At 63.0% G+C, this 24,365-nt stretch carries 22 protein-coding genes and 1 tRNA gene; 18 read left to right on the forward strand and 5 right to left on the reverse strand.

Going from position 1 to position 24,365, the window contains the following annotated elements; all coding sequences use genetic code 11:
* Nucleotides 1-23 precede the first annotated feature (23 nt).
* Together YUA_RS0131475 and YUA_RS0131480 are read left to right on the forward strand one after the other, a co-directional pair.
* Nucleotides 24-863, forward strand: a complete 840-nt coding sequence (locus tag YUA_RS0131475; protein WP_027534273.1) for a shikimate dehydrogenase — start codon at nucleotides 24-26, stop codon at nucleotides 861-863.
* 56 nt (nucleotides 864-919) lie between these two features.
* Nucleotides 920-1,546, forward strand: coding sequence for a hypothetical protein (locus YUA_RS0131480; RefSeq protein ID WP_027534274.1), 627 nt, complete (start codon nucleotides 920-922; stop codon nucleotides 1,544-1,546).
* A gap of 147 nt (nucleotides 1,547-1,693) precedes the next feature.
* On the opposite strand, the gene YUA_RS0131485 is transcribed toward YUA_RS0131480, so the two are convergent.
* Nucleotides 1,694-2,836, reverse strand: coding sequence for an alpha-hydroxy acid oxidase (locus YUA_RS0131485; RefSeq protein WP_027534275.1), 1,143 nt, complete (start codon nucleotides 2,834-2,836; stop codon nucleotides 1,694-1,696).
* Nucleotides 2,837-2,938: 102 nt separating this feature from the next.
* On the opposite strand from YUA_RS0131485, the gene YUA_RS51275 reads away from it, so the two are divergent.
* The 13 genes from YUA_RS51275 (at nucleotide 2,939) to YUA_RS48945 (ending at nucleotide 15,205) form a co-directional block, all read left to right on the forward strand.
* Nucleotides 2,939-3,106, forward strand: coding sequence for a hypothetical protein (locus tag YUA_RS51275; RefSeq protein ID WP_198029536.1), 168 nt, complete (start codon nucleotides 2,939-2,941; stop codon nucleotides 3,104-3,106).
* A 219-nt stretch (nucleotides 3,107-3,325) separates the two neighbouring features.
* Complete coding sequence (glmM, locus tag YUA_RS0131495; protein ID WP_027534276.1) at nucleotides 3,326-4,669, forward strand: phosphoglucosamine mutase; 1,344 nt, start codon at nucleotides 3,326-3,328, stop codon at nucleotides 4,667-4,669.
* A gap of 60 nt (nucleotides 4,670-4,729) precedes the next feature.
* Nucleotides 4,730-4,978 (forward strand): hypothetical protein, encoded by a 249-nt coding sequence (locus tag YUA_RS48940; RefSeq protein ID WP_198029539.1) that lies wholly within the window; start codon nucleotides 4,730-4,732, stop codon nucleotides 4,976-4,978.
* A gap of 124 nt (nucleotides 4,979-5,102) precedes the next feature.
* A complete protein-coding gene (locus tag YUA_RS0131500; protein WP_027534277.1) occupies nucleotides 5,103-5,984 on the forward strand; it encodes an outer membrane protein in 882 nt (293 codons plus the stop codon).
* A gap of 169 nt (nucleotides 5,985-6,153) precedes the next feature.
* Complete coding sequence (locus YUA_RS0131505) at nucleotides 6,154-6,978, forward strand: outer membrane protein (protein ID WP_027534278.1); 825 nt, start codon at nucleotides 6,154-6,156, stop codon at nucleotides 6,976-6,978.
* A gap of 73 nt (nucleotides 6,979-7,051) precedes the next feature.
* Nucleotides 7,052-7,642: a glutathione S-transferase family protein gene (locus YUA_RS0131510; protein WP_027534279.1), complete on the forward strand. Its 591-nt coding sequence runs from the start codon at nucleotides 7,052-7,054 to the stop codon at nucleotides 7,640-7,642.
* A gap of 45 nt (nucleotides 7,643-7,687) precedes the next feature.
* Nucleotides 7,688-8,152 carry a GNAT family N-acetyltransferase gene (locus YUA_RS0131515; protein ID WP_027534280.1) on the forward strand — a complete coding sequence of 155 codons (465 nt, stop codon included), beginning with the start codon at nucleotides 7,688-7,690 and terminating at the stop codon, nucleotides 8,150-8,152.
* 173 nt (nucleotides 8,153-8,325) lie between these two features.
* Complete coding sequence (locus tag YUA_RS0131520) at nucleotides 8,326-8,517, forward strand: hypothetical protein (protein ID WP_245285309.1); 192 nt, start codon at nucleotides 8,326-8,328, stop codon at nucleotides 8,515-8,517.
* Between the two features lie 79 nt (nucleotides 8,518-8,596).
* Nucleotides 8,597-9,769, forward strand: coding sequence for a phosphoserine transaminase (locus tag YUA_RS0131525; RefSeq protein WP_027534282.1), 1,173 nt, complete (start codon nucleotides 8,597-8,599; stop codon nucleotides 9,767-9,769).
* Nucleotides 9,770-9,943: 174 nt separating this feature from the next.
* Nucleotides 9,944-11,533 (forward strand): phosphoglycerate dehydrogenase, encoded by a 1,590-nt coding sequence (gene serA / locus YUA_RS0131530; RefSeq protein WP_027534283.1) that lies wholly within the window; start codon nucleotides 9,944-9,946, stop codon nucleotides 11,531-11,533.
* Between the two features lie 219 nt (nucleotides 11,534-11,752).
* Nucleotides 11,753-12,925, forward strand: a complete 1,173-nt coding sequence (locus YUA_RS0131535) for an acetyl-CoA C-acyltransferase (protein ID WP_027534284.1) — start codon at nucleotides 11,753-11,755, stop codon at nucleotides 12,923-12,925.
* A gap of 275 nt (nucleotides 12,926-13,200) precedes the next feature.
* Nucleotides 13,201-14,745, forward strand: coding sequence for an FAD-dependent monooxygenase (locus YUA_RS0131540; RefSeq protein WP_027534285.1), 1,545 nt, complete (start codon nucleotides 13,201-13,203; stop codon nucleotides 14,743-14,745).
* Between the two features lie 196 nt (nucleotides 14,746-14,941).
* On the forward strand, nucleotides 14,942-15,205 hold the full coding sequence (locus YUA_RS48945) for a DUF1127 domain-containing protein (protein ID WP_084292994.1): 264 nt from the start codon (nucleotides 14,942-14,944) through the stop codon (nucleotides 15,203-15,205).
* On the opposite strand, the gene YUA_RS0131545 is transcribed toward YUA_RS48945, so the two are convergent.
* On the reverse strand, nucleotides 15,202-18,552 hold the full coding sequence (locus YUA_RS0131545; RefSeq protein ID WP_027534286.1) for a PAS domain S-box protein: 3,351 nt from the start codon (nucleotides 18,550-18,552) through the stop codon (nucleotides 15,202-15,204). The genes YUA_RS48945 and YUA_RS0131545 overlap by 4 nt on opposite strands.
* 663 nt (nucleotides 18,553-19,215) lie before the next feature.
* Between YUA_RS0131545 and YUA_RS0131550 the strand changes: the two genes are divergently transcribed.
* The 3 genes from YUA_RS0131550 (at nucleotide 19,216) to tenA (ending at nucleotide 20,986) form a co-directional block, all read left to right on the forward strand.
* A complete protein-coding gene (locus YUA_RS0131550; protein ID WP_027534287.1) occupies nucleotides 19,216-19,650 on the forward strand; it encodes a phasin in 435 nt (144 codons plus the stop codon).
* Nucleotides 19,651-19,993: 343 nt separating this feature from the next.
* Nucleotides 19,994-20,070 (forward strand) — tRNA-His (locus YUA_RS0131555).
* 241 nt (nucleotides 20,071-20,311) lie between these two features.
* Nucleotides 20,312-20,986, forward strand: a complete 675-nt coding sequence (gene tenA / locus YUA_RS0131560) for a thiaminase II (protein ID WP_027534288.1) — start codon at nucleotides 20,312-20,314, stop codon at nucleotides 20,984-20,986.
* Nucleotides 20,987-21,303: 317 nt separating this feature from the next.
* Here the strand turns inward: tenA and YUA_RS0131565 are convergent, their stop codons facing one another.
* The 3 genes from YUA_RS0131565 to YUA_RS0131575 form a co-directional block, all read right to left on the reverse strand.
* Nucleotides 21,304-21,876 carry a PEP-CTERM domain protein gene (locus tag YUA_RS0131565; RefSeq protein ID WP_027534289.1) on the reverse strand — a complete coding sequence of 191 codons (573 nt, stop codon included), beginning with the start codon at nucleotides 21,874-21,876 and terminating at the stop codon, nucleotides 21,304-21,306.
* 432 nt (nucleotides 21,877-22,308) lie between these two features.
* On the reverse strand, nucleotides 22,309-22,644 hold the full coding sequence (locus YUA_RS45565; protein ID WP_198029537.1) for a hypothetical protein: 336 nt from the start codon (nucleotides 22,642-22,644) through the stop codon (nucleotides 22,309-22,311).
* Nucleotides 22,645-22,852: 208 nt separating this feature from the next.
* Nucleotides 22,853-24,088, reverse strand: a complete 1,236-nt coding sequence (locus YUA_RS0131575; protein ID WP_156947370.1) for a hypothetical protein — start codon at nucleotides 24,086-24,088, stop codon at nucleotides 22,853-22,855.
* Nucleotides 24,089-24,365 lie beyond the last annotated feature (277 nt).

The following is a 24,365-nucleotide window of genomic DNA, read 5'->3' on the forward strand; positions in this document are numbered from 1 at the left end:
CTCGAACACGACCCGAGGGAAGGATGACGGTGACCAAGGCTCCAGCAGCCTGTTTGATCGGATGGCCGGCTGCGCATTCGCGCTCGCCGCTGATCCATCATTATTGGCTGCGCACGCTCGGCATCGCCGGCGGCTATGTCATCGAGGCCGTTCCGCCCGAGGATTTGCGCGATTTCGTGCTGCGGCTGTCGCTGCGTGGTTTTGTCGGAGCCAACGTCACCATTCCGCACAAGGAGGGTGTGCTGGCGCTGTCGACGCCCGATGCGCGTGCCAAGGCCGTGGGTGCCGCCAACACGCTGTGGTTCGCCGACGGCGAGCTGCGCTCGACCAATACCGATGTCGAGGGCTTTCTCGGCAATCTCGACGCCAGCGCGCCCCGCTGGCACAAGGCCGAAGAGGCGCTGGTGCTGGGGGCCGGCGGCTCCTCGCGCGCGGTCGTGTTCGGCCTGCTCGAACGCGGCTTCACGCGCGTTCATCTTGCCAACCGCACGCTGGCGCGGGCCGAGGCGCTGGCCGCGCAATTCGGGCCGAACGTGCATCCGCTGGCCTGGGACGGGATCAACGAGGTCCTGCCGCGGGCAAAACTTCTCGTGAACACGACCTCGCTCGGCATGCACGGCCAGGCTGCGCTCGCGATCGATGTGGCGCGCCTGCCGCCAGGGGCCGTCGTCGCCGACCTCGTCTATGTCCCGCTCGTAACGCCGCTGCTGGCAGCTGCCAGGGCCCGCGGGCTGGAGACCGCCGACGGGCTCGGCATGCTCCTGCACCAGGCGGTGCGCGGCTTCGAGCTGTGGTTTGGCCAGAGGCCTGAGGTGACCACAGAGCTGCGCGCGCTGGTCGAGGCCGACCTCACAAAGACTTGAGAGAATAGTGCGCGGTCTCCGGCGTTCACTATCCGTGGGGACAATCGGAGACTGTCATGACGATCCAACGTGCAAATTTCACGCGCCCGCTCATCGCCATCGCGATGGTGGCTGCTTCCACCCTCGCGGCCGTCGCACAGAAGGCGCCAGTGCCGACCCGCGTCCGCGGCACAATCGAGAGCGTCGATGGTGACACGATGCAGGTCAAGTCGCGGAGCGGCGAGGACGTCAAGCTTCACATCGCGTCCGACGTCCGCATAGCCGGCGTCACCAAGATTTCGCTCACCGACATCAAGGTCGGCTCGTTCGTCGGCGCCACCACCGTGCCGGGGCCGGATGGCGGCGAGAACGCCGTCGAGGTGCATGTGTTTCCAGAGAGCATGCGCGGCACCGGCGAAGGCTCGCGGCCCTATGATCTGAAGCCCAACTCCAGCATGACCAATGCGACGGTGTCGGAAAGCGTGGTCGGCAATGACGGCCATACGCTGCTCGTGAAATACAAGGACGGCGAGAAGAAGGTGTTCGTTTCCGATATGACACCGGTCGTGACCTTCGTGCCCGCAGACAAGTCCGAGCTGAAGGCCGGCGCCAAGGTCATTGCGTTCATGAAGCAATTGCCTGACGGCTCGTTCCAGACCAATCGCGTCAGTGTCGGCCGCGATGGCCTGACCCCGCCGATGTGATCGACTGGGTGCCGAACTTGTAGGTGGGTTAGGCGTAGCCGTAACCCACCATGCTTCCGCAAATGCCAACTGAAGTTGGTGGGTTACGCACGACGGACTGCGCTTCGCGCAGCCGCTGAGCTATCCCACCCTACGGCACCTGTATCGTTACGGCGCCACCGCAATAATATGATCGTCGATCTCGTCGATCCTGTTGACGCCGCACAAGCCCATGGTCGTGAGCAGCTCTTTCTGGATGATGTCGATCGCCTTGGCGACGCCGGCCTGGCCGCCGGCACCGAGCCCATAGGCATAAGCGCGGCCGATCATGCAGGACTTGGCGCCGAGCGCGAGTGCGCGCATCACGTCCTGGCCGGAACGGATGCCGCTGTCGAACATGATCTCGATCTTCTCACCGACGGCGTCCGCGATCTCGGGCAGCACCTCGATCGAGGACGGTGCGCCGTCGAGCTGACGACCGCCATGGTTGGACACGACCAGGGCCTGCGCACCGGTCTTGGCCGCTTCCTCGGCGTCCTCGACGTCCAGAATGCCCTTGATGACGAGCTTGCCCGGCCAGATGCTCCGGACCCATTCGACGTCCTTCCAGTTCAAGGAGGTGTCGAACTGCGAGGCGGTCCATTCGGCGAGGCGGTTGAGGTCCTCGGTGTTCTTCACGTGGCCGGCGATGTTGCCGAAGGTGCGGCGCTTGCCCTGCAGCACGCCGGAAACCCAGGCCGGCTTGGTCGCGAAATCGATGAATTTCGACAGCGACCATTCCGGCGGGATGGTCATGCCGTTCTTGATGTCGGCATGGCGCTGGCCGATCACCTGGAGATCGACCGTGAGCACGAGCGCGCTGCACTTCGCCGCGATCGCGCGCTGGATCAGCTCCTTGATGAAGCCGCGGTCCTTCATGACGTAAAGCTGGAACCAGAACGGCTTCTCGACGGCGGCGGCGATATCCTCGATCGAGCAGATCGACATGGTCGACTGCGTGAACGGGATGCCGGCGGCCTGCGCCGCGCGGCAGGCGTGAATCTCGCCATCGCCATGCTGCATGCCGAGCAGGCCGACAGGCGCCAGCATCAGCGGCATGGTCGATTGCTCCCCGAGGATCGTGGTCGAAGTGTCGCGCTTGGAGACGTCGACCAGGATGCGCTGGCGGAACTTGATCGCCTGCATGTCCTCGCGGTTGGCGCGCAGCGTTTCCTCGGCATAGGAGCCGCGGTCGCAGTAGTCGAAGAACGCTTTCGGCACGCGGCGCTTATGCAGCGCCCGAAGATCGTCGATACAGGTGATGTGCTTCATGAACGTTCCCCGGCCCGTCTTATCAAAAGTCTTGCATCGGAAGATTGAGGGGTCATCTACCATGGTTGGATGCACAGCCAAATCGTTTGCGAGAGGGGTGCCATGACCAAGCCGCACACACGACCTTCGCCGGAAGAAATCAAGGAGAAGCAGGACCTCGACGACGCGCTGGAGGAGGGGTTGGAAGAGACCTTTCCGGGCTCCGATCCCGTCAACGTCATCCAGCCGGCGCCAAGCCGCGGGGACAGTCATGTGAAGCGAAAGCCTTGAGCGCGGTTCCGCTCTGTTCGGGCCCTCAAACCGGAAATATAGTGTTAACAGCAGGTTACTAGAACGCTGGCGGCCCCGGTTCCGTAATGATTTATCATATTTTTTGAAGCCAATTTGGCGGCGCAGGCATTATAAGATCGTAGCAAATCAGGGATGCGGGTCCCGTTCGGGCACCCGGAGGTTGATCGGGGAATCCCTGGTTGTTGCGTGGGGGACGATATGAGCCGCAAATATTTCGGGACGGACGGGATCAGGGGCCGCGCCAACGGACTGATCACGCCGGAGCTCGCGCTCAAGGTCGGCCAGGCCGCAGGTCTTGCGTTTCAGCGCGGTGACCACCGCCACCGGGTCGTGATCGGCAAGGACACCCGCCTGTCCGGCTACATGATCGAATACGCGATGGTTGCTGGCTTCACCTCGGTCGGCATGGACGTGCTGCTGGTCGGCCCGATGCCGACGCCGGCGGTGGCGATGCTCACCAAGTCGATGCGCGCCGATCTCGGCGTGATGATCTCGGCCTCGCACAATCTGTTCGAGGACAACGGCATCAAGCTGTTCGGCCCGCAGGGCTTCAAGCTTTCCGACGACGTCGAGAAGCAGATCGAGCAACTGCTCGATGAGCCCATCGAGAAGAGGCTCGCACAAAGTGCGAGCCTGGGCCGCGCCCGTCGTATCGACGGCGTACATGACCGCTACATCGAATTCGCCAAGCGCACGCTGCCGCGCGATCTCTCGCTCGACGGCCTCCGCGTCGTGATCGATTGCGCCAATGGCGCCGCCTACAAGGTGGTGCCGGAAGCGCTGTGGGAATTGGGCGCCGACGTCGTGCCGATCGGTGTCGAGCCCGACGGCTTCAACATCAACAAGGATTGCGGCTCGACCTCGCCGGAAGCGTTGTCGAGGAAGGTGCGCGAGATGCGCGCCGATATCGGCATTGCGCTGGACGGCGACGCGGACCGCGTCATCCTGGTCGACGAGCGGGGCCATGTCGTCGACGGTGACCAGCTGCTGGCGGTGATCGCACAGAGCTGGAAGGATGACGGACGGCTGTCGCGTCCGGGCATCGTTGCGACCGTGATGTCCAATCTCGGCCTCGAGCGCTTCCTGAAAGGGCAGGGGCTCGATCTCGTGCGCACGCCGGTCGGAGATCGCTATGTGCTCGAGCAGATGTTGAACGGCGGCTACAATCTCGGCGGCGAGCAGTCCGGCCATATCATCCTGTCCGACTACGCCACCACCGGCGACGGTTTTGTGGCCGCTTTGCAGGTGTTGGCCGTGGTGCAGAAGCTGCGCCGGCCGGTGTCCGAAGTCTGCCACCGCTTCGACCCGCTGCCGCAGATCCTCAAGAACGTCCGCTACAAGGGCGGCAAGCCGCTCGACGATTCCGAGGTGAAGTCGGCGATCTCCGACGGCGAGATGCGGCTCAACGGCCACGGTCGCCTCCTGATCCGCTCCTCCGGCACCGAGCCCGTGATCCGCGTCATGGGCGAGGGCGAGGACCGCGTCCTGGTCGAGGACATCGTCGACACCATCGTGTCGGCGTTGGGACAGGCCGCGGCTTGAGCTCTTCCTTCTCCCCTTCTTGTGGGAGAAGGTGGCGCGGAGCGCCGGATGAGGGGTTGTGTGCTCGCCGCGTTGATCGTCGTGCCGTTCGGGCGGGGCAGCATCGCCTGGTTCTCCTCGATCGCGTTCCTCGCGATCGTCATCCTCTGGCGCATCGGCGGCTGCTTGCGGTGTTCTTGCCCAAGCTGCCGCAGCACGCGCGTTAACAAATCTTCTTTCGCTGCATTGCGGCTTCACACATCGTTAGCAATTGCGGTGTGCAGCTGCCGCATTTTTGCAACGCTTGCGCCGCATCCGCGTGTACAGTGAGAAAAAATCAACCTTAAAAATTAGGGTTAAGTGGCGCTTAAGCATTTGGTGCCATCGTCCGCCTGTGAGTTTCCAGAACGTGAGGCATCTGCATTTTGTCTCACCGGCCATAAGGACGAAGCCAATGCGTAGCGTTAAGTCTCTCCTTGCCGCGGGTGCGGCGTCACTGATCTCGTCGATGGCGTTCGCCGCCGATATGCCGATCGCGGCTCCGCCTCCCATGTACGCCCCGCCCGCCCCGCCCGCCGACTTCGGCGGCTGGTATCTCCGCGGCGACATCGGCTTCAGCAATCAGAGCGTGAAGAACATCCGGAAGTCGGACGAGGCGGCATATTCCCAGATTGGCTCTCTCACGCAGCAGTCCAATTTCGACACTGCAGGCGTCTTCGGCGTTGGCGTCGGCTATCGCGTCAACAACTGGTTCCGGACGGACATCACTGCGCAATATCGGGGCAAGTCCAATCTAAAGGGATCTGACGTCTTTACGGCTTCAGCATTCGGCCTCAACTACAATGGCGTGGACAACTATAACGCGAGCAAGTCCGAACTTCTGTTCCTCGCCAATGCCTATGTTGACCTTGGCACCTGGTGGTGCGTTACGCCGTTCATTGGTGCTGGCGTTGGCGCATCCCGGGTAGCGATCTCTGGCTTCACCGACGTCGGCTTCAACAATCTCCAGGTCGACGCGCTTGGGAATCACTTTGTCGGAGGGCCACCGGTAGCGAGCAGCGCGACTACTTTGAACGGCTCGAAGTGGAATTTTGCTTGGGCTGCGCACGCCGGTCTCGCTTATAAGGTCAACCCAAGCCTGACTCTTGAGTTGGCCTACAGCTACGTCGATCTTGGAAGCGGAACGACCGGAGTCATTTCGGACTTTACCGGTTTGAATCGGGGTAACACCTTTAAGCTGAACGACATCACCTCGCACGACCTGAAGCTCGGCGTGCGCTGGGATCTCAGCAGCCCGCCGGCCTACATGCCGCCGCCGCTCGTCACCAAGGGCTGATCACCGGCCTCATCGGTTAAAGTCTCTTAACGGCGCGGGATGATCCCGCGCCGTTTTGCTTTGCGCATTTTTCATGGTCCGACGGCGACGAAAGCCTCCGGCGCAACCATTGGTTAAGGTTAACGAGCCATGATCACGAATGAAAGTTCGAGTTCGATGGAGCGTTGCAATGCGTAGGCTTTGGTTGGCGGCGGTGTTGTTAGGGACGGTGTCTGCCGCGCACGCGGCCGACATGCCGGATCTGCCGATCCTGCGCGGCGGCTTCACCGACGGTCTGAGCAAGTCCAACGTCAACTGGGAGGGCTTCTATATTGGAGGCCAGGGCGGCTACGGCACGTCGGACATGAACTTCAAGGGTTCGACGAAGACCGTCGCGGCACATCTCATGTCGGGCCTCGAGATGGAGCAGCAGCAAGGGATCTCCTCTTGGCCCATCATGGGCAAGGTATCCGTTCACGGTAGCGGCTTTGGCGGCTTTGCCGGCTACAATGCCCAATGGGAGGATGTCGTGTACGGCCTCGAGCTGAGCTATATCCATGGCAAGTTCGGCGGCTCGCAAACCGACAGCATGTCGCGCTTCTTCACTCTCAGCTCCGGCTACACCGACGGCGTGACCTACGAGGGCACGGCAACGATGGCGATCTCGGATATGGGAACGCTTCGCGCCCGCGCCGGATATGCCTGGAACGCGTTTCTTCCCTATGTGTTCGGAGGTGTCGCGCTGGGCCAGGCGAACATCACCCGCACCGCACACATTTATGGTACGCAGGTCAATCCCAGTGCCGCGCCCGGCTTCACCAATGTCCCTTTCGACGTGAGCGCGACGGACTCGCTGAACAGCCATCTCATCTACGGCTATTCGGGAGGTATCGGTGTTGACGTGATGCTCGCGTCCTGTCTGTTCATGCGCGCAGAATGGGAGTATGTCCGCTTCTCGTCGGTGATCGATACCAGCATCAATACCGCCAGGATTGGGTTGGGCTATAAGTTCTGATGGTTCTGCGACGCCGTCGGTTGACAGCATCGCGCCGTCCTGATGCTCTGTCGCCCCAACACAGGGCGAGGCGATGCAGATCTACGGCGACAGCAATTCCGGCAATTGTCTGAAGGTGAAGTGGGTCTGCGACAAGCTCGCATTGCCTTACCAGTGGATCGACATCGACACCCGCAAGGGCGAGACGCGCACGCCGCAGTTCCTGAAGATGAACGGTGCCGGCCAGGTCCCGACCATAGCCTTCGACGACGGCCGCACGCTGGCGCAGTCCAACGCGATCATTCGCTATCTCGCCCGCGACAGCGCGCTCGTTCCGGGCGACGCCTTTGCTGCCGCCAAGATGGACGAATGGCTGTTCTGGGAGCAGTACAGCCACGAGCCCTACATCGCGGTGTGCCGCTTTCAGCTGGTCTATCTCGGCAAGGATGCCTCAGAGCTCGACCCAGAGAAGGTCAAGCGCGGCTATGCGGCGCTCGACCGCATGGAGGCGCATCTGGCCACGAGCCGCTTTTTCGCGGGCGATGAGGTTTCGCTCGCTGACGTCTCGCTGCTCGCCTATACCCGCCTCGCGCATGAAGGCGATTTTGATCTCGGCCGTTATGCCGCCATCTCTCGCTGGATCACTGAGGCCGAGGCTTATCTCGGTCTATCGCCGGCACGCTGAGTCCCGCGCGCCGAGTCGCTGGCGCTGAGTCCTGGAGTTTCCCCTATGAACGATAAGTCCGTCTCCATCCGTCCCGCGCGCCGCGAGGACGTTCCCGCGATGGTGGCGATGCTCGCCGACGATCATCTCGGCCGCGCCCGCGAGCGCGTCGAATATCCGCTGCCTGCCGTCTATTACCATGCGTTCGAACGGATCGAGCGCGACCAGAACCTCACGCTCGTGGTTGCCGAAAGCGAGGGCAGGGTGGTCGGCTGTCTGCAACTCGCGGTGCTCGCCGGCATCAGCTCGCAGGGCGGCATCCGCGGTCTGCTCGAGGATGTCCGTGTTGCCACCGATTGCCGCAGCCGCGGCATCGGCGAGCAATTGGTGCAATGGGCGATCACGGAAGCCAAAGCGCGCGGCTGCAATCTGGTCGAATTGCTGACGCATTCGAGCCGAGCCGACGCGCAGCGCTTCTACAAGCGTCTCGGATTTGCGCTGAGCCACGCGGGCATGACTGTGCGTTTTTGATGCAGGTCGTGGCGAGCGTTGCGCAAGCTACATAATCGGATCGCGCGTTCATTCATCTTAACAGCTGATAAACTACCCGTTCGTCGTTCACGTTGATCGAGGAACGAACGGTGCTACCGCTGCGTCTGAAACCGGGCTCGGTCGGTTCGGGGATTTCGATGAACAGCTATTCCATGATCAAGGTCGGCAACGACTACGTTGTGCAGGCCAACGACAAATGCATTTTGAAAGTCGGCAGCCGCCGCCGCGCCGCGCAATTGATCAGCGAGGCCACGGACTTGCTGAATGCACTCGCCGTGGTCGAAGCGCCGGACATTGCGCCGGAGGCGCCATCACTCGCGCGTGAGGCCCCTGAACTTCCTTGACTGGTCTTCCCGTTTCCCGTATCAGCCGCGGCGGGACACCTCCCCCCAACGGGAGGCTTACTATCTGGAAGGGTAGATGATGACTGTAGCGAAGCCCGCTTCGCGGCCGACCGTGCCGCATTTCTCCTCCGGCCCCTGCGCCAAGCGCCCCGGCTGGAACGCCCAAAATCTCAAGGACGCAGCGCTCGGCCGTTCGCATCGCGCGAAGGTCGGCAAGACCAAGCTCAAGCTCGCGATCGATCTGACGCGCGAAGTGCTTGAAGTGCCGGCCGATTATCGCATCGGCATCGTGCCGGCGTCGGATACCGGCGCGGTCGAGATGGCGCTGTGGTCGCTGCTCGGGGCAAAGCCCGTCACCACGCTCGCCTGGGAATCGTTCGGCGAGGGCTGGGTCAGCGACATCGTCAAGGAATTGAAGCTCAAGGACGTCACCAAGCTGAACGCGGCTTACGGTGAGATTCCCGATCTCTCCAAGGTCGACCCCAAGAGCGACGTCGTCTTTACCTGGAACGGCACCACCTCCGGTGTGCGCGTGCCGAACGCCGACTGGATCAGCGCAACCCGCGAAGGCCTGACCATTTGCGACGCGACGTCGGCCGCCTTCGCGCAAGCTCTCGACTGGGCCAAGCTCGACGTCGTCACCTTCTCCTGGCAGAAGGCGCTCGGCGGCGAGGCTGCGCATGGCATGCTGATCCTGTCGCCCCGCGCGGTGGAACGGCTCGAGACCTACAAGCCGGCGTGGCCGCTGCCGAAGATCTTCCGCATGACCAAGGGCGGCAAGATCAACGAAGGCATCTTCGTCGGCGAGACCATCAACACGCCGTCGATGCTCTGCGTCGAGGATTATCTCGACGCGCTGACCTGGGCGAGGTCAATCGGCGGCCTCAAGGCGCTGATCGGTCGCGCCGACGCCAACACCAAGGTGCTGGCCGACTGGAAGGCAAAGACGCCCTGGATCGACTTCCTGGCCAAGGACGCTTCGATCCGCTCCAACACCTCGGTGTGCCTGAAGTTCACCGATCCCGCGATCACCTCGCTCTCGGAGGACGCGCAAGCTGAGTTCTCCAAGAAGCTGGTCGCGCTGGTCGAGAAGGAAGGCGCCGGCTACGACTTCGCGTACTACCGCGATGCGCCGGCGGGCCTGCGCATCTGGTGCGGCGCCACCGTCGAGGCCAAGGACGTCGAGCTGCTGACGCAGTGGATCGACTGGGCTTTTGCCGAGACCAGGGCGCAGCTCGCCAAGGCAGCCTAAGTCTTTGACCCTCCCCTGGAGGGGGAGGGTCGACGCACCGTCAGGTGCGTCGGGGTGGGGGTGATCTCTCCACACCGCGCACCGGCAATTTTCTTTGTTGCGGCTTCACCCCACCCCGGCGCTTCGCGCCGACCCTCCCCCTCCAGGGGAGGGTGTGAAGGAAGACACATTCCCATGACCAAACCCAAAGTTCTCATTTCCGACGCGCTCTCGCCCGCTGCCGTGCAGATCTTCAAAGACCGCGGCGTCGAGGTCGACTTCCAGCCCAATCTCGGCAAGGACAAGGACAAGCTTGCCGAGATCATCGGCAATTACGACGGCCTCGCGATCCGCTCCGCGACGAAAGCGACCGCCAAGATCCTGGAGAAGGCCACCAACCTCAAGGTGATCGGCCGCGCCGGCATCGGCGTCGACAATGTCGAGATTCCGGCCGCGACCGCCAAGGGCATCATCGTGATGAACACGCCGTTCGGCAATTCGATCACGACCGCCGAGCACGCCATCACCTTGATGCTGGCGCTGGCCCGCGAGATCCCGCAGGCCGACGCCTCGACCCAGGCCGGCAAGTGGGAGAAGAACCGCTTCATGGGCGTCGAGATCACCGGCAAGGTGTTAGGGGTGGTCGGCTGCGGCAATATCGGCTCGATCGTCGCCGATCGCGCGCTCGGCCTGCGCATGAAGGTGGTTGCGTTCGATCCGTTCCTGTCGCCGGAGCGCGCCAAGGACATCGGCGTCGAAAAGGTCGACCTCGATGATCTCCTCAAGCGCGCCGACTTCATCACGCTGCATACGCCGCTGACCGAGAAGACCAGGAACATCATCGACGCATCGGCGATTGCCAAGATGAAGAAGGGCGTGCGCCTGATCAACTGCGCCCGCGGCGGCCTCGTCGACGAGCAGGCGGTGGTCGATGCGCTCAATTCCAAGCACATTGCCGGCGCCGCCTTCGACGTCTTCGTCGAGGAGCCGGCGAATACCAACGTGCTGTTCGGCCATCCCAACGTGATCTGCACCCCGCATCTCGGCGCCTCCACCACGGAAGCGCAGGAAAACGTCGCGCTGCAGGTCGCCGAGCAGATGTCGGACTATCTGCTCACCGGCGCGATCTCGAACGCGGTGAACTTCCCCTCGATCACCGCGGAAGAAGCGCCGAAGCTGAAGCCGTTCATCGCGCTTGCCGAGAAGCTCGGCTCGTTTGCTGGCCAGCTCACCGAGACCGGCATCCTCAAGGTCGAGATCACCTATGAGGGCCACGTCGCCGAGATGAAGATCAAGGCGATCACGTCGGCCGTGCTGTCGGGCCTGCTGCGGCCGATGCTGGGCGAGGTCAACGTGGTGTCCGCGCCGGTCGTCGCCAAGGAGCGCGGCATGGTGGTGGACGAGATCGTGCGCGCCGCGCAGAGCGACTATGAAAGCCTGATCACCGTGACGGTTGCGACCGAACGCCAGGAGCGCTCGGTCTCCGGCACCGTCTATCACGATGGCAAGCCGCGCCTCGTCGACATCAAGGGCATCCGCGTCGACGCCGAGTTCGGCAAGTCGATGATCTACGTCACCAACGAGGACAAGCCGGGCTTCATCGGCCATTTCGCTGGCCTTTTGGGCGACGCCAAGGTCAACATCGCGACCTTCCATCTCGGCCGCGTCGAGCAGGGCGGCGACGCCATCGCGCTCGTCGAGGTCGACGGCGCGGTGCCGGCGGACGTGCTCGCCAAGGTGCAGGCGCTGCCGCAGGTCAAGCAGGTCAAGGCGCTGACGTTCTGATCCTTCACCTCTCCCCGCTGGGGCGAGGTGACGCAGAAAGTCGATAGAGTCGGATTTTATCGCGCCTGTCTCCGACATATTCCGACGCGCGGAACAACGCCGCCTTCTCGCGAGGGCGGCGTTTTTATTTTCCCGACGGCCCGGACTTGTGTACCAATGGCGTCAGGACAATTCGTTCAGAGGACGCTCCGTTCAAAACGTTCGGTAAGGGAGAAAACAATGCGTGAAGCCGTCATCGTTTCCTACGCGCGCACGGGCCTGGCAAAATCCGGCCGCGGCGGGTTCAACATCACGCCGCCAATGTCGCTCGCGGCGCACGCCATTCACCACGCAGTCGATCGCGCCGGCGTCGACAAGGATTATGTCGAGGACTGCTATCTCGGCAATTGCGCCCATGGCGCGCCGAACATCGGCCGTCAGGCCGCGCTGCTCGCAGGCATGCCGACGTCGACCGGCGGCGTCTCGGTGAACCGCTTCTGCTCCTCGGGCCTCCAGACCATCGCGATGGCCGCCAACTCGATCCGCTCCGACGGTGCCGACTGCATCGTCGCCGGCGGCGTCGAGAGCATCTCGATGCCGGGCGGCGGCACGCCGAAGGAGTCGATTGATCCGGAGCTGCTCAAGACAGCACCGGACATCTTCATGGCGATGATCGACACCGCCGACATCGTCGCGGAGCGCTACAAGCTCAGCCGCGAATACCAGGACGAGTATTCGCTGGAGTCGCAGCGCCGCATGGCCGCGGCGCAGCAGGCGGGCAAGTTCAAGGACGAGATCGTCCCGATGAAGACCAAGATGAAAGTGGTCGACAAGGCGACCAAGGCCGAGAGCATTGTCGACTACGTTGTCGATCGCGACGAGTGCAATCGCCCTGAAACCACGCTGGAAGGATTGGCAAAACTCGAGCCGGTGAAGGGGCCCGGCAAGTTCGTCACCGCCGGCAATGCCAGCCAGCTCTCCGACGGCGCCGCCGCCGTGGTGCTGATGGAAGCCAAGGATGCTGAGAAGCGCGGCCTCAAGCCGCTCGGCCGCTTCGTCGCCTGGGCAGCCGCAGGCTGCGAGCCGGACGAGATGGGCATCGGCCCGATCTTCGCCGTGCCAAAATTGTTGAAGCGTCACGGCCTGAAGATCGACGACATCGATCTCTGGGAGCTCAACGAGGCCTTCGCCAGCCAGTGCCTCTACTCGCGCGACAAGCTCGGCATCGATCCCGAGAAATACAACGTCAACGGCGGCTCGATCGCGATTGGCCATCCCTTCGGCATGACCGGCGCCCGTCTCACCGGCCATTTGCTGCAGGAAGGCGCCCGCCGCAAGGCCAAGTGGGGCGTCGTCACCATGTGCATCGGTGGCGGCCAGGGCGGCGCCGGCCTGTTCGAGATCTACAGCTGATCTGAACGCCTGACATGTGAAAGGCACGGCGCCCCAAGAGCCGTGCCTTTTTCGTTGCGCATCCAGCGCCGCGAAACTATATAGGCCCCGTCGGAAAAGGCAGATTTGGTCTGGTAAGCCCAAATCCTTTCGGTAACGAAAGCTCTGGTCTTTGGCCTTGTGCACGAGATCCCCGCGACGAACATCGGGCGCCAAGCAGGCGCTCAATCGTTCGTCCGTGTGATTCTCGCAGCCCTGGGAACGCTCCGGTCGAACATCGACCACAGGAGCGTCTCATGCAAACTCAATCAACGAATCTTTACGACGTCGTCATCGCCGGTGCCGGCCCCGTCGGCCTGTTTCTCGCGTGCGAGCTGCGGCTCGCCGGTGTCTCGGTGCTGGTGCTGGAGCAAGCGCAAGATCCGCATTCGGCCTTGAAGCAACTGCCATTCGGCCTGCGTGGCCTTTCGATTCCCACAACCGAGGCCTTTCACCGGCGTGGTCTGCTTGACGAAATCATCGCCGCACAGTCCACGAAGTCAGGCGCGATCAAGAGTGCTGCGCACTGGATGCAGCAGACGCGACGGCCCGCAGGTCATTTCGCCGGCATCCAGTTCTATCAGGACGATTTCGATGCCGCGAAATGGTCCTGGCGTCTGCCGACGCCGGCTGATGCCAGCGTCGCGGTCGATATGGAAACGCTCGAAACCGTGCTGGCCGGGCGCGCAAGCAGCCTCGGCGTCGAGATCCGGCGTGGTTTTGGTGTCAACGCGATTGCCGTTTCAGAAGACGATGTGACCGTGCAGGCGGCCGGCGAAACTTTTCGCGGACGCTGGCTTGTCGGTTGCGACGGCGGCCGCAGCACGGTGCGCAAGCTGTGCGGCTTCGACTTCGTCGGCACCGATCCCGAATTCACCGGCTACTCCATCGAGGCCGAGCTGGCCGATCCGGAGAAACTAAACCCAGGCCGCAACTATACGGCCACCGGCATGTACACCTATGCGCTGCCCGGAACGATCGCGCTGGTCGATTTCGATGCTGGCGCGTTCCATCGCACCGCGCCGATCACGATCGAGCATGTGCAGGGCGTCTTGCGCCGCGTCTCCTGCACCGACGTCACCATCAGCGAACTTCGCCTCGCCGCCACCTGGACCGATCGTGCCCGTCAGGCCACGACCTACCGCAAGGGGCGCGTGCTGCTCGCGGGCGACGCCGCGCACACCCATTCGCCGCTGGGCGGGCAGGGCCTCAATCTCGGTCTCGGCGATGCGATGAATCTCGGCTGGAAACTGGCCGCGACAATCGGCGGCCACGCACCGGCAAAACTGCTCGATACCTATTCGCACGAGCGCCATCCCGTCGGCGCGCACATCCTCGACTGGTCGCGCGCGCAGGTCGCGATCATGCGGCCGACGCCGGGCACGCGCGCGCTCCAGGCCATCATGCGCGATCTCATCGAGACCCGTGATGGTGCGACCTATTTCGCCGAGCGCGTGCGCGGCGTTTCGCTGCGCTACGACCTTGGCGGCCGCCATCCGCTGATCGGACGCAGCGTTCCCGATTTCGAATGGCCTGACGGCACGATGGTCGGAGAACGCTTAAGGCAGGCGCAAGGCATCCTGCTGGACTTCGACGCGCGTGCGCCGCTTCTGGCGTTTGCAGGCCGCTGGGGTGATCGGGTCGCGTATGTCGCGCGTGAGCCAAGGGATCGGCTCGGCCTGAGTGCTGTGCTGGTGCGCCCCGACGGCTTTGTCGCCTGGGCTAGTGACGGCGCACCGAATGACACGGAGGCTGCTGAGGCCGCGGCGCGTTGGTTTGGAGAACCCACAGCGCGCAGCTAAGTCGGCGGAAGATCCAACGCGCGACATTAGCGCCGGTAAACCCATGTAGTGCAAAAAGTCGCGCGGGGAATGTGAACCCGTTCACACAGGGCAGCGCCGCGGCAGCAGTACCATTCAAAGGTCGGCCGAATGTCGAGAATTGTCTCGCATGGCCTGGCAGATCCGATGAGAATCAACACCCGGGGAAGATGCTGTGATGAGCATAACCTATGGTGCAACAGGACTAGGACGGACCGCGACAAGGGCGCGGCACGTTTCCAGCTTCCTCCGGCGATATTGGCGTGCGGTTCAGCAATGGCGCAGCCGTGAGAGGCTGCGAGCCGACCTGTGCAATCTCAGTGACAGGGAGCTCTTGGATATCGGCACCACGCGCGGCGAGATCGACTACGTCGCCTCGAACCAGGGGTCCGACCCGCGAGGCGTCCGGTCCGCCGAACAAAGTCTGCCGAGAGCGCTTTAAGCCCGCGCCACCACCGGCGTGAACACCACCTCGATCAGCGTGCCGGAATTCGCCGCACTCTTGATGTTGAACTGGGCGCGGTTGGCTTCGACCAGCGCCTTGGTCAGCGACAGGCTGAGTGCGGAACTGTCCGAGGCATCGCCCGGCGGCGGGGTGCGGAACGGCTCCATGGCGGCGGCGACTTCCTTTTCGCTCAGGCCATGGCCGGTGTCGCGGATGCGCAGCGCGATCTCGCCGCGATCGGACAGTGCGGTCGACACGATGACCTGGCCGCCGGCGCTGGCAAGCCTGATCGAGTTCGAGATCAAATTCATGGTGACCTGGCGCAGCGCGCGCGCGTCCGCCGTGACCTGCGGCAACGCATGCGCGAGCGAGGTGCGGATGATGATGCGCTCGCGGTTGGCCTGCGGCTGCATCACGGTGACACAGGCCTCGACCAGATCGTTGAGGTTGAGGTTCGCGAAATTGAGATCGAGCTTGCCGGTCTCGATCCGCGACAGCTCCAGCAGATCATCGATGATGGTGATCACGCGCTCGCCGGAGGCGCGGATGTCCTTCATGTATTCGCCGTAGCGCTCGTTGCCGAGCGTGCCGAAACGCTCGGAGATCATCACCTCGGCAAAGCCGATGATGGCGTTGAGCGGCGTGCGGATCTCGTGGCTGATCCGCGCCAGCATGTCGGCCTTGGCGTTCGCCGCGCCGTCGACCAGACGCCGCGCCTGCGTCAGCTCGCTCTCGCCCTTCTTGCTGTGCGAGAGATCGCGGAACACCGCGAAGAAGTTCGGGCCATCGGGCCGCGTGCGGCCCATGATCATGGCGAGCGGAAGCACGCCGCCCTTCTTCTCGCGTCCGAGCACCTCGCGGCCATGGTCGAGCAGGCTCGCAATGTCCTGGCTCTTGAGGCTTTCGAGATAGTCGATGACGATCTGCTGGCTCTCGGGCGCGAACAGCGTCAGCAAATTCTGCTGCATCAGCGCCTCGCCGTCATAGCCGAACAGCGCTTCGGCGCTGCGGTTGCAGGCGTGGATGTTGCCTTCGGCATCGAACATCACGATGCCCTCGGCCGTGGTGTCGAGGATCGCGGCGAGATCTTCCGCGTCGGCATCGCCGGCCTCCTGCTCGGCCTCGGGCTCCGGCAGGTCGGGGATCACCACCATCGGCTCCGCCATCAAAGGCGCCGCGACAACAGGCGCAGCCTGCGGCAGCGCGCAGATCAGCGCATGGGCGCTGGTGCCGTCCCAGTCGATCGTGTGCAGATGCGCTTCCGTGGTCGCGAGCGGCTGCTCGCCGTTCGCCATCGCTGCGCTGATCGTCACCGGCGTGCCGGCCTGCGACGTGCTGCTGGCGGCGGAGACGCCCGGCTCGACATAGAGCGCATCCAGCCCGCCGGCATCTTCCAGCGCGGTAAGGCTCGCATAGCCCATCCGGGTGAGGAAGGAGGGATTGGCGTAGAGCAGGCGATCGAGCCGGTAGATCAGCATGCCCGTTGGCACCAGATCGAGCAGCGCGCGGTCGCGCGTGCTGTGGCCGTGCGCGGGCGGCGCGGGTTCGGTCAGCCATTCGGCTGCGGCCGGCGGCGCCTCGGGCGTCGGCACTTCCTGCGCGATCTCGTCCGCCGGCGGCTCGGCCGCAGCGGATGCGATCTGTTCGCGCTCGCGTTCGAGCCGCTCGGACAATTGCCGCGCGAGCTCGTTGAACGCGCTGTTCTCGACCGGCGTCAGCGTCGGTGATCTCTGATCACCAAGTGATCTCTGATCACTAAGTGATCTCTGATCACTAAGTGATCTCTGATCACTAAGTGATCTAAGATCACCGGGGGCGCGGAACGGCACGACATTCGGAGGCGTTTCCACTGGCGTTTCCGGATCGGTTGGGTGTGAATTCGCTTCGGTTGTTGGTTCGGGCAGTTCGGCTACAGGCTCAATTGTTGGTTCAGGCTCAGGCGCGGGCGGCTCGACCGGCGGAGGCGGAGCCTCTGCCTCGGACTTGGCCTCCGGCTCCGGATCAGGCTCGACCGCATCCGCCGAAAGGCGGCGCTGCGCGCGCGGCTCGGCGAACAGCTCGTAGCGGCGCAACGCATCGAGCCTGTTGAGCCCGTCGAGATCGCGGCAAACGCCAAAACCCTTGAAGCCCGCAAAATTGCGCGCGCGGTCGTAGACCGGCAGGCCTGCAAGCTCGACCGGCAGATGCTCGCCGCCATCGGCCGGCCAGTTCACGGTGATGCCTGCCCAAGTATCGTGGCTGGCGAGTGCCTGCGCGACGCGCCCGTCCGGATCGAGCGCAAATTCGTCGGCGATCTCGCGCCAGGGCCGCCCGAAGCCGGCCGCGGTGTGCGCGCCGATCAGGCGAATGAATTCGCCGGACGCCAGCACAAAGCGTCCCTCCGCATCCATCTGCCACAGGAAACGCAGCGGGTGCTGGCGCGGTGTCTCCGCTTGGGCGGGCGACTCGACCATGTGGCTTGTGATCGGCGCGGGTTGCGGCGGCACGATGGCTACGGGCGGGTTTTCAACCGCTGTTTCCAGCTCGGCAAAGGCGTCGAACAGGTCGATTCCCGCCGATTCGTTCGCGGGCCGCGTCTCGACGGCCTGCGGCATGGGCTCGACCGGCGCTGGCGGGGCAGGGGCCGGCGCCATTTCAGGCTCCGCAACTGGCGCAGCAACCGGCGTGCTCTCAGCCGCAGGCGCAGCTTGCGCAACCACAGGCTCGATCAGCGCGACCAGTCCGACATCGGCACCCGTGCCGACCCGTTGCAGCACCATGTTGCCGATGCCGATGGGCAACTCGACGCGGCCTGTCGCCAGCGCATCGGTGCGCGCCTGCTCGAGGCCGGCCTCGCCGAGATTGCGAAAGCCGCGCAGGGGCCGGGCCGCCTCGCTCGCGCCGATGAACAGGCCGTCGGGCGCGAAGGCCGCCATTGGCACCGTCGCGCCGTCGACCAGCCGAAGCAGCCGCTCGACCAGCGGCATGGTGCGGCTGCCTGCATCCATCGCGGTGACGAGCACGGCTTCGCGGCCATCGGCAAAGGAGAGCCGCGCGCAGGCGCAGGTCATCAGCGTGCCGAGCGCGGCGCCAAAGCCGCGCAGCCGCTCGAGCCTGACCGCACCGCTGGCCGACAGCTGGCGGGCGAGCCGGGTGACCTGGCGGCGATGGCTGTCGGCGGGTCCGAATGTCTTTTGCGCGAGGATAGCCGCATTGGCCGCGCCGAAGAATTTTGCGCCGACCGCATTGGCCCACAGCACGCGGGTGCCGTCGAGCGACCAGAGCCAGGCGGGCAGCGGAGAGGTCGCATGCACGGACAACCGCGGATCACCGACGCCTCGCAACTGGAAATCCGAATTCGTCATCCGACCGGCTTGTATCTCGCTGTCACGCTTCACGCCAAAGCTGCCGGGAATGACAGCCTTAAGAAAGGGTTACTATCGCCCGCGGGCGCGGGCAGGTCCACGGCTCCAGCCTAGGCGGGGAGCCCTAATGCCGCGATAACCTTAATCCGGCTGAACCCGCAAGCCGCCGCGTCATTGCATCCGCAGGATTCGCAAGAGGGCCGGGCGTGCGACCAAGCCGAAGCACTAGCTCCCGCCGTCCCTTGGCTTGAACTGATCGGGCCGCGGGCTCGGTCTAACCTCTCCCGCTTGCGGGAGAGGTCGCGCCAAGGCGCGGGCTCTCTCCTCTTGGGGGCTCTCGCGAGTGGAGGCACCCTCTCCCCAACCCTCTCCCGCAGGCGGGAGAGGGCGCAGACCGCCTTTCGTGGCACACCCCCTGGTTCCCCATCCCGGGAACCTCACCCTCACCGAGATTAAATTTCGCGGCGCATCCCCGGATCGCGGTGCGCTGCACAATGTTGACATGTTAGGCAGGAATAGTAGTGGGCGCTGGACGAGCCATCTCGTTTGTTTTGCGTTTCCAGTCTTTCGTACCCGCCAAGTCGTAACAAGAAATGGCCCCGATCGGGTCGGCGGGCGCGCCAGAAGGCCCACTCCATTTTACTTTTATCGTGAGGGACAACCATGACAGGTGCGACTGATCCGTTTTCTGCCTCGATCATTCCGTTCGAGGTCCCCGAGCAGATGCGTGCGTTCGCCGAAAAGGGCGTGTCGCAGGCCCGCGAGAACTACGCCAAGTTCAAGGACGCCGCCGAGACCCACAACGGCACCGTCGAGGCCGTGTTCGCCTGCGCCTCCAAGGGCGCGAGCGAGTACACCGCCAAGCTGATGGAGTTCGCCAAGGCCAACATCACGGCCCATCTCGACTTCACCCAGCAGCTGTTCGGGCTGAAGTCGCCGACCGATGCGTTCCAGCTGTGGACCAACCACACCCGCACCCAGCTCGAGACCTTCCAGGCCCAGGCCAAGGAGCTCGCCGAGATCGCCCAGCGCATCGCCGCCGAGACCGCCGAGCCGATCAAGGCCAGCGCCGCGAAGTTCGCGCCGCCCGCCGCCTGAACGGATCGGGTCTGAATTGATCAAGAAACCCGGGCCCCGCGGCCCGGGTTTTCTTCACCTCTCCCGCTTGCGGGAGAGGTCGGCGCTCCGGGCGATGCGAGGCAACGTCCCGCGCGCCGGGTGAGGGCTCTCTCCCCACGGGGAGTTTCCCCGCGGGCCGGAGAAGCAGCGCAACACCCTTATGATCGCCAACCGGCCCGATTTCATCGCGCTGAGGGCGACTTACCCCGGTTTTTCGTCTGTTTGCGGCCTTGCCAAAAACGGCCGTTGCACCTAGTTTCCGCCCCGTCCAGCCCCCTCGGTGACCGGCCTGTTTAAGGCGCCCAAGGCGGCTCGCAAGGATGCAGTTGTAGCTCAGTTGGTTAGAGCGCCTGTCTGTGGAACAGGAGGTCGGTGGTTCGAGCCCACCCAACTGTACCAGCGAAATCAATAACTTATTCCAATCTTCGCTGGAAGCCAACGACCACTAGCTACCAGATAGCTACCACGACGACGGAAACGCGGTCTGGTTCTAAAAGCAGTCATTCGTAATGACGGGGGTCACCTCCCTGTACCCGCTGATCGCGGCGGCCTGTCAAGGTCAGCGTCTACCCGGTTCGCAATGCGCTATCGGTAGCGAGCCAAAGACGTTCATGGAAAAGCAAGCCAGGCGAAAAAGATCGTGAGCTTCTTCGAGCGTCTAAAGACAGAAGCATCCGCTGAGTGGCGGGCCTACACCGAGCATCCCTTCACAAACGGATTGGCAGACGGCTCCCTCCCCGAAGCGGCGTTTCGCCACTACCTCGTTCAGGACTACCTGTTCCTCATCGAGTTTGCTCGCGCCTACGCGCTCTCGGTCTACAAGTCGCCCAAACTTGCCGACATGCGCGAAGCAGCGGCCGGCCTTTCGGCCATCCTTGATGTCGAGATGAACCTACATGTGAAGCTCTGTGCCGATTGGGGTCTATCCCCGAGCGACCTGGAACAAGCCCCTCCGGCGGTCGAGATGCTGGCCTATACACGCTACGTGCTTGACGCAGGAATGCGCGGCGATCTGCTAGCGCTCAACGTGGCGCTTGCCCCCTGCGTGATCGGGTACGCCGAGATCGCAACGCGGCTCGCCTCGCGACTCGAAGCGGACGCTGCGACGAACTCCTATCGCGTTTGGATCGCCGAGTACGCCGGCGTGCAGTACCAAGAGGTCGCGGCAAAAGCGCGGGCGCACATGGAGCATCTCGCCAATCTCTACGCCACGCCGGCCCGCGAGGCAGAGCTGATTACAATCTTCAAGGAAGCCACCCGACTTGAGGCAGACTTCTGGGAGATGGGCTGGCGCGCGGGCCAGCGTGTTGAATAACCCTTTCGGCAATCGTCAGGATTACGGTGACACTGTCACCGTAACTCCGCTTAGGGTCAAAATGCGAAGAACTCGACCTAAGCTAATGTGGTTCGCTATGCCTCGCTGAGCAGACCCGAGCCAGGCGCTGCGCAATTGCAGCTGTGAGCCAAACCCAGACATGCAACGTACTCAGCAGGATTACGGGATTACGGTGACAGTGCACTAAACTCCCAGACCTGCAGGGCGCGGGCCATCCACAGCGTTGGAAGGCCAATTTTGTGCACTGTCACCGTAACTCCCGCCTCGCGTGGGTCTCTCAAATTCCATTGGTGAAGTCAGGCAGGGAGCTCAGCTCTATTTCGATTCTGATATGCCATTAAGCCGAGGCCGCAGAAGCCGAGCATAATCATCGCCCATGTTGAGGCTTCGGGGACGGCGGAAATTGTGCCGCTGAAATTAGTATAGCTGTTGCCGTTGTTTGTGTAGACGTCTCCGCCATCAATGGTACCGCCGCTGAATCCGACTAGTGATCCGGGAGTTGTTATCCTGAACAGGAGCTCGATCATTTCAAATGCAACTATACCGCCGGGAAAGTCGTAGCGGTGGCCCGAACCAACGAGATAATCCGGAAAAAAGAATATCTCGTCGAATATGATAGGTCCGAATGGAATCCCTGCGGTAGTGAAGTCCGAAAAGAATGGTATCTGAACGTCAAACGCAGTGACTGAACCAGTAGCGGTATCGACACCGATGGTGCCCGAAAAAGACTGAGTGGAGTTATCGGCAGTATATGTGGCCTGCCCCCGAATGTCGAAGGTCACGACTGACGCCATTGCGGCAGGCACGGTAAGCGCGGGCATTGTGAGCGCTATCAGTGCAACCAGAATAGGAATACCAATATTCTTCATTTGCCCCTCGAAAATATTAGCTCATGCTATCGGAGCGAGCGCCTCAGGCAGCAGACAACTAGCTTGCGACTGTGAAAGCTGGATGACCGGCTTCGCCGCATCACACAACAAGCGATGTCTGGTCAAAGCCGATTTGGTGCACTGTCGCCGTACAACGCCGCAACCGCCAAGCTCATCGACCGGTACCATCTGCGTCGCTCAGGGTTTTGAGAAACGCGACGATGTCATCGAGATTACGGTGACAGTGCACTAAACTCTCGATCGCTGCGGAGCGGGTGCTGCCAAAACGCTGGCCAAGGCCAACTTTGTCCACTGTCACCGTAACCGTGCACTGTCACCGTAACTCGTAACTCAATAGCCGAATTCGCGTGGCGACCGGCGCGCGCCAATCCTCGCTGCGATGCAGCGAGCACCTGGGGCAACGCTGCGTTGTCAGGAATCGCCAAGAATCCGCACAAGCTCCACTTCGAGCTTCAAGCCGGGCGATTGTTTTGCAAAGCCCGTGCAGGACGTGGATGAGCCATCGACCGAGCGGCCTGACACGACGATGTCGATCTCATCCAATCCAAAGACGCCGGGCGGCCCTGGTGCCACGCGTCGGGCAGAAAGACTGGCTCTGAAGTGCTCGCCCTGCTGCGTCCAGATTCCCGCATAGGCAAACGTGGAATCGCCGCCGCCCAGTTTCCCGTCAGCGCCGAACTCGACCACGCCAGCGCCTTCGCCGACGGGCGTTTTGAACCAAACGGAGTATTTGCCCGGGGTGATCACCAAAGCCGACCATAGGGACGGGTTTTTCAGGCTGAGTTGAGCCAGATCAAAATGGCTATCAAGTGGCGGGCACGTGCTCTGCGGCGATTAGAATCTCAGGCCAAACGGACATCCGCTGCGGGGTATCTGCCGAGCTACCTCACCCCACCACCATCACCGGCAACGTCACGCGACGTCAGCGATTCCCAAATCTCTATTGAAAATGTATCTATTGAAAATACGGACGCAAGTTGGGACGCACCCGTGGCGTGGTTGTCGTCGTGGTCGTCGGCGCGGTCATCGTCTTGGTTACGGTTTCCGAAGGCGCGGTTGGTTCAACTGCTGCATCTGACTGTGCACCTTTCGCCGCAGGCGCAGCGGACCTTGGCTTTGGCGTTGTCGTTGTTGTGGTGGTAGTCGTGGTCGTTGCGACAGTCTGCTGCTCTCCCACGCGTCCATATCTGGGCGCAAATTCGTCCGCGTAGGCGATGCAATAGACGAGAGGATCGGTGAGACGCAGCTGTTTGAACGACGCCTCCCGGGTGCGGGCATCCTGAACGCAAAGATTGTAGCGCGCCCGCCAGGCCGGAGGGCGCTCGAACGGGGACGCATTCAGGTCTCCCTCGGTACGTTTGACGCCTGAAATCGCGTCAGGCGCGGCGGGAGGCTCCGGCTGCGGAAATGCGAGGCTGATGGTGAGCTTGTGAATATCGACACGCGACGCGCCGACCGAGGCCGACCCTGACACGGGCCGGAACTGGTTCGGCACGGGATCGAGTTGAACGGTGGCAGTGGCTCCGCCGCTGGCACTCGTCGTAAAGGTCAGGGTGTCGACGAAATTGTCCTTGGCTCCCCGCTGTTCGTCGATATCGATGAATGTCTCGACGACCCGGCCAATTCCGATCGATCCGATCAGTGGATCGGGATCAACTCCGAGCGAGCCCGTCATCGGATAAATGATATTCTCCGGCCGTGGCCCCGGCAACTTGTCGCACAGCTTCGTATTGGTGACCAGGTCGTCCCAGCTGTCCTCGGTGCCGAAGACGCGCCAGCCGACACGCGTCAGATCGAGCCCGCCGGTGCCGCCGACGTCGAGCGTATTTGCCGCCCACGGAAGCCTGAATCCCGCGGCTGCGCCGGCATGGTTGCTCTCGGTGATATTGAAATCGTAGGAATAGACAATCGCAACTTTCGTCAGCCTCAGGAGGTGTAACTCATCGTCCGAGAGTTTTCTCTTGGTCCTTTTGAGCGCTTCAATCCTGGATCGGATCTTATCCGGTCCGGTTTGGTCGGTGATGATGTGACGTCTTTCCAGATGACGAAGAAGCGCAGACTTCACCTCGCAACGGCCGAAGCGAACGATGTCCTCGGTTCTGTATGGGCTCACATCGTCGGGAACGGGGTAGAAAGAACAACCTCCGAGCCACGCGGCAAAAATACATCCGAGCCAATTGATCGTACGCATCCTTGCCCCCACTCAACTCAAACAGCCGGCCCGCGCGCACATGCACCCCTCGGGATGAAGGATTGACGTGACCCAAATTGTCGCGCTAGCCCCCCGGCCAACACATGACGCGAGCTGGCGCGCACCATGCAGCTCTAGCGTGTCCAAGTCGCCGTGACGCGTCAAGCGGAAACTGCGCGTCCGGTTGTTCTTCCCGTTATTGACACTCTTCGCGAAACGCGGCGCGCATCCGTGTCTTGCATCCGTGTCTTGAATGTAGGGCGCGATCTTCGCGGCC

Origin of the sequence: Bradyrhizobium sp. WSM3983, from assembly GCF_000473045.1 — a bacterium.
GTDB lineage: Bacteria > Pseudomonadota > Alphaproteobacteria > Rhizobiales > Xanthobacteraceae > Bradyrhizobium.

Excerpts from the sequence above, each read along its gene's own strand:
- YUA_RS51275 (WP_198029536.1), top strand. The coding sequence starts at position 2,939 with ATGACCAAGCCGCACACACGACCTTCGCCGGAAGAAATCAAGGAGAAG.
- YUA_RS0131505 (WP_027534278.1), top strand. The coding sequence starts at position 6,154 with ATGCGTAGGCTTTGGTTGGCGGCGGTGTTGTTAGGGACGGTGTCTGCC.
- YUA_RS0131565 (WP_027534289.1), bottom strand. The coding sequence starts at position 21,876 with ATGAAGAATATTGGTATTCCTATTCTGGTTGCACTGATAGCGCTCACA.
- YUA_RS0131575 (WP_156947370.1), bottom strand. The coding sequence starts at position 24,088 with ATGCGTACGATCAATTGGCTCGGATGTATTTTTGCCGCGTGGCTCGGA.
- YUA_RS0131515 (WP_027534280.1), top strand. The coding sequence starts at position 7,688 with ATGAACGATAAGTCCGTCTCCATCCGTCCCGCGCGCCGCGAGGACGTT.
- YUA_RS0131475 (WP_027534273.1), top strand. The coding sequence starts at position 24 with ATGACGGTGACCAAGGCTCCAGCAGCCTGTTTGATCGGATGGCCGGCT.
- YUA_RS0131500 (WP_027534277.1), top strand. The coding sequence starts at position 5,103 with ATGCGTAGCGTTAAGTCTCTCCTTGCCGCGGGTGCGGCGTCACTGATC.
- YUA_RS0131525 (WP_027534282.1), top strand. The coding sequence starts at position 8,597 with ATGACTGTAGCGAAGCCCGCTTCGCGGCCGACCGTGCCGCATTTCTCC.
- serA (WP_027534283.1), top strand. The coding sequence starts at position 9,944 with ATGACCAAACCCAAAGTTCTCATTTCCGACGCGCTCTCGCCCGCTGCC.
- YUA_RS0131510 (WP_027534279.1), top strand. The coding sequence starts at position 7,052 with ATGCAGATCTACGGCGACAGCAATTCCGGCAATTGTCTGAAGGTGAAG.
- YUA_RS0131540 (WP_027534285.1), top strand. The coding sequence starts at position 13,201 with ATGCAAACTCAATCAACGAATCTTTACGACGTCGTCATCGCCGGTGCC.
- YUA_RS0131485 (WP_027534275.1), bottom strand. The coding sequence starts at position 2,836 with ATGAAGCACATCACCTGTATCGACGATCTTCGGGCGCTGCATAAGCGC.
- YUA_RS0131535 (WP_027534284.1), top strand. The coding sequence starts at position 11,753 with ATGCGTGAAGCCGTCATCGTTTCCTACGCGCGCACGGGCCTGGCAAAA.
- YUA_RS48945 (WP_084292994.1), top strand. The coding sequence starts at position 14,942 with ATGAGCATAACCTATGGTGCAACAGGACTAGGACGGACCGCGACAAGG.
- YUA_RS0131480 (WP_027534274.1), top strand. The coding sequence starts at position 920 with ATGACGATCCAACGTGCAAATTTCACGCGCCCGCTCATCGCCATCGCG.
- YUA_RS0131545 (WP_027534286.1), bottom strand. The coding sequence starts at position 18,552 with ATGACGAATTCGGATTTCCAGTTGCGAGGCGTCGGTGATCCGCGGTTG.
- glmM (WP_027534276.1), top strand. The coding sequence starts at position 3,326 with ATGAGCCGCAAATATTTCGGGACGGACGGGATCAGGGGCCGCGCCAAC.
- YUA_RS0131520 (WP_245285309.1), top strand. The coding sequence starts at position 8,326 with ATGATCAAGGTCGGCAACGACTACGTTGTGCAGGCCAACGACAAATGC.
- YUA_RS0131550 (WP_027534287.1), top strand. The coding sequence starts at position 19,216 with ATGACAGGTGCGACTGATCCGTTTTCTGCCTCGATCATTCCGTTCGAG.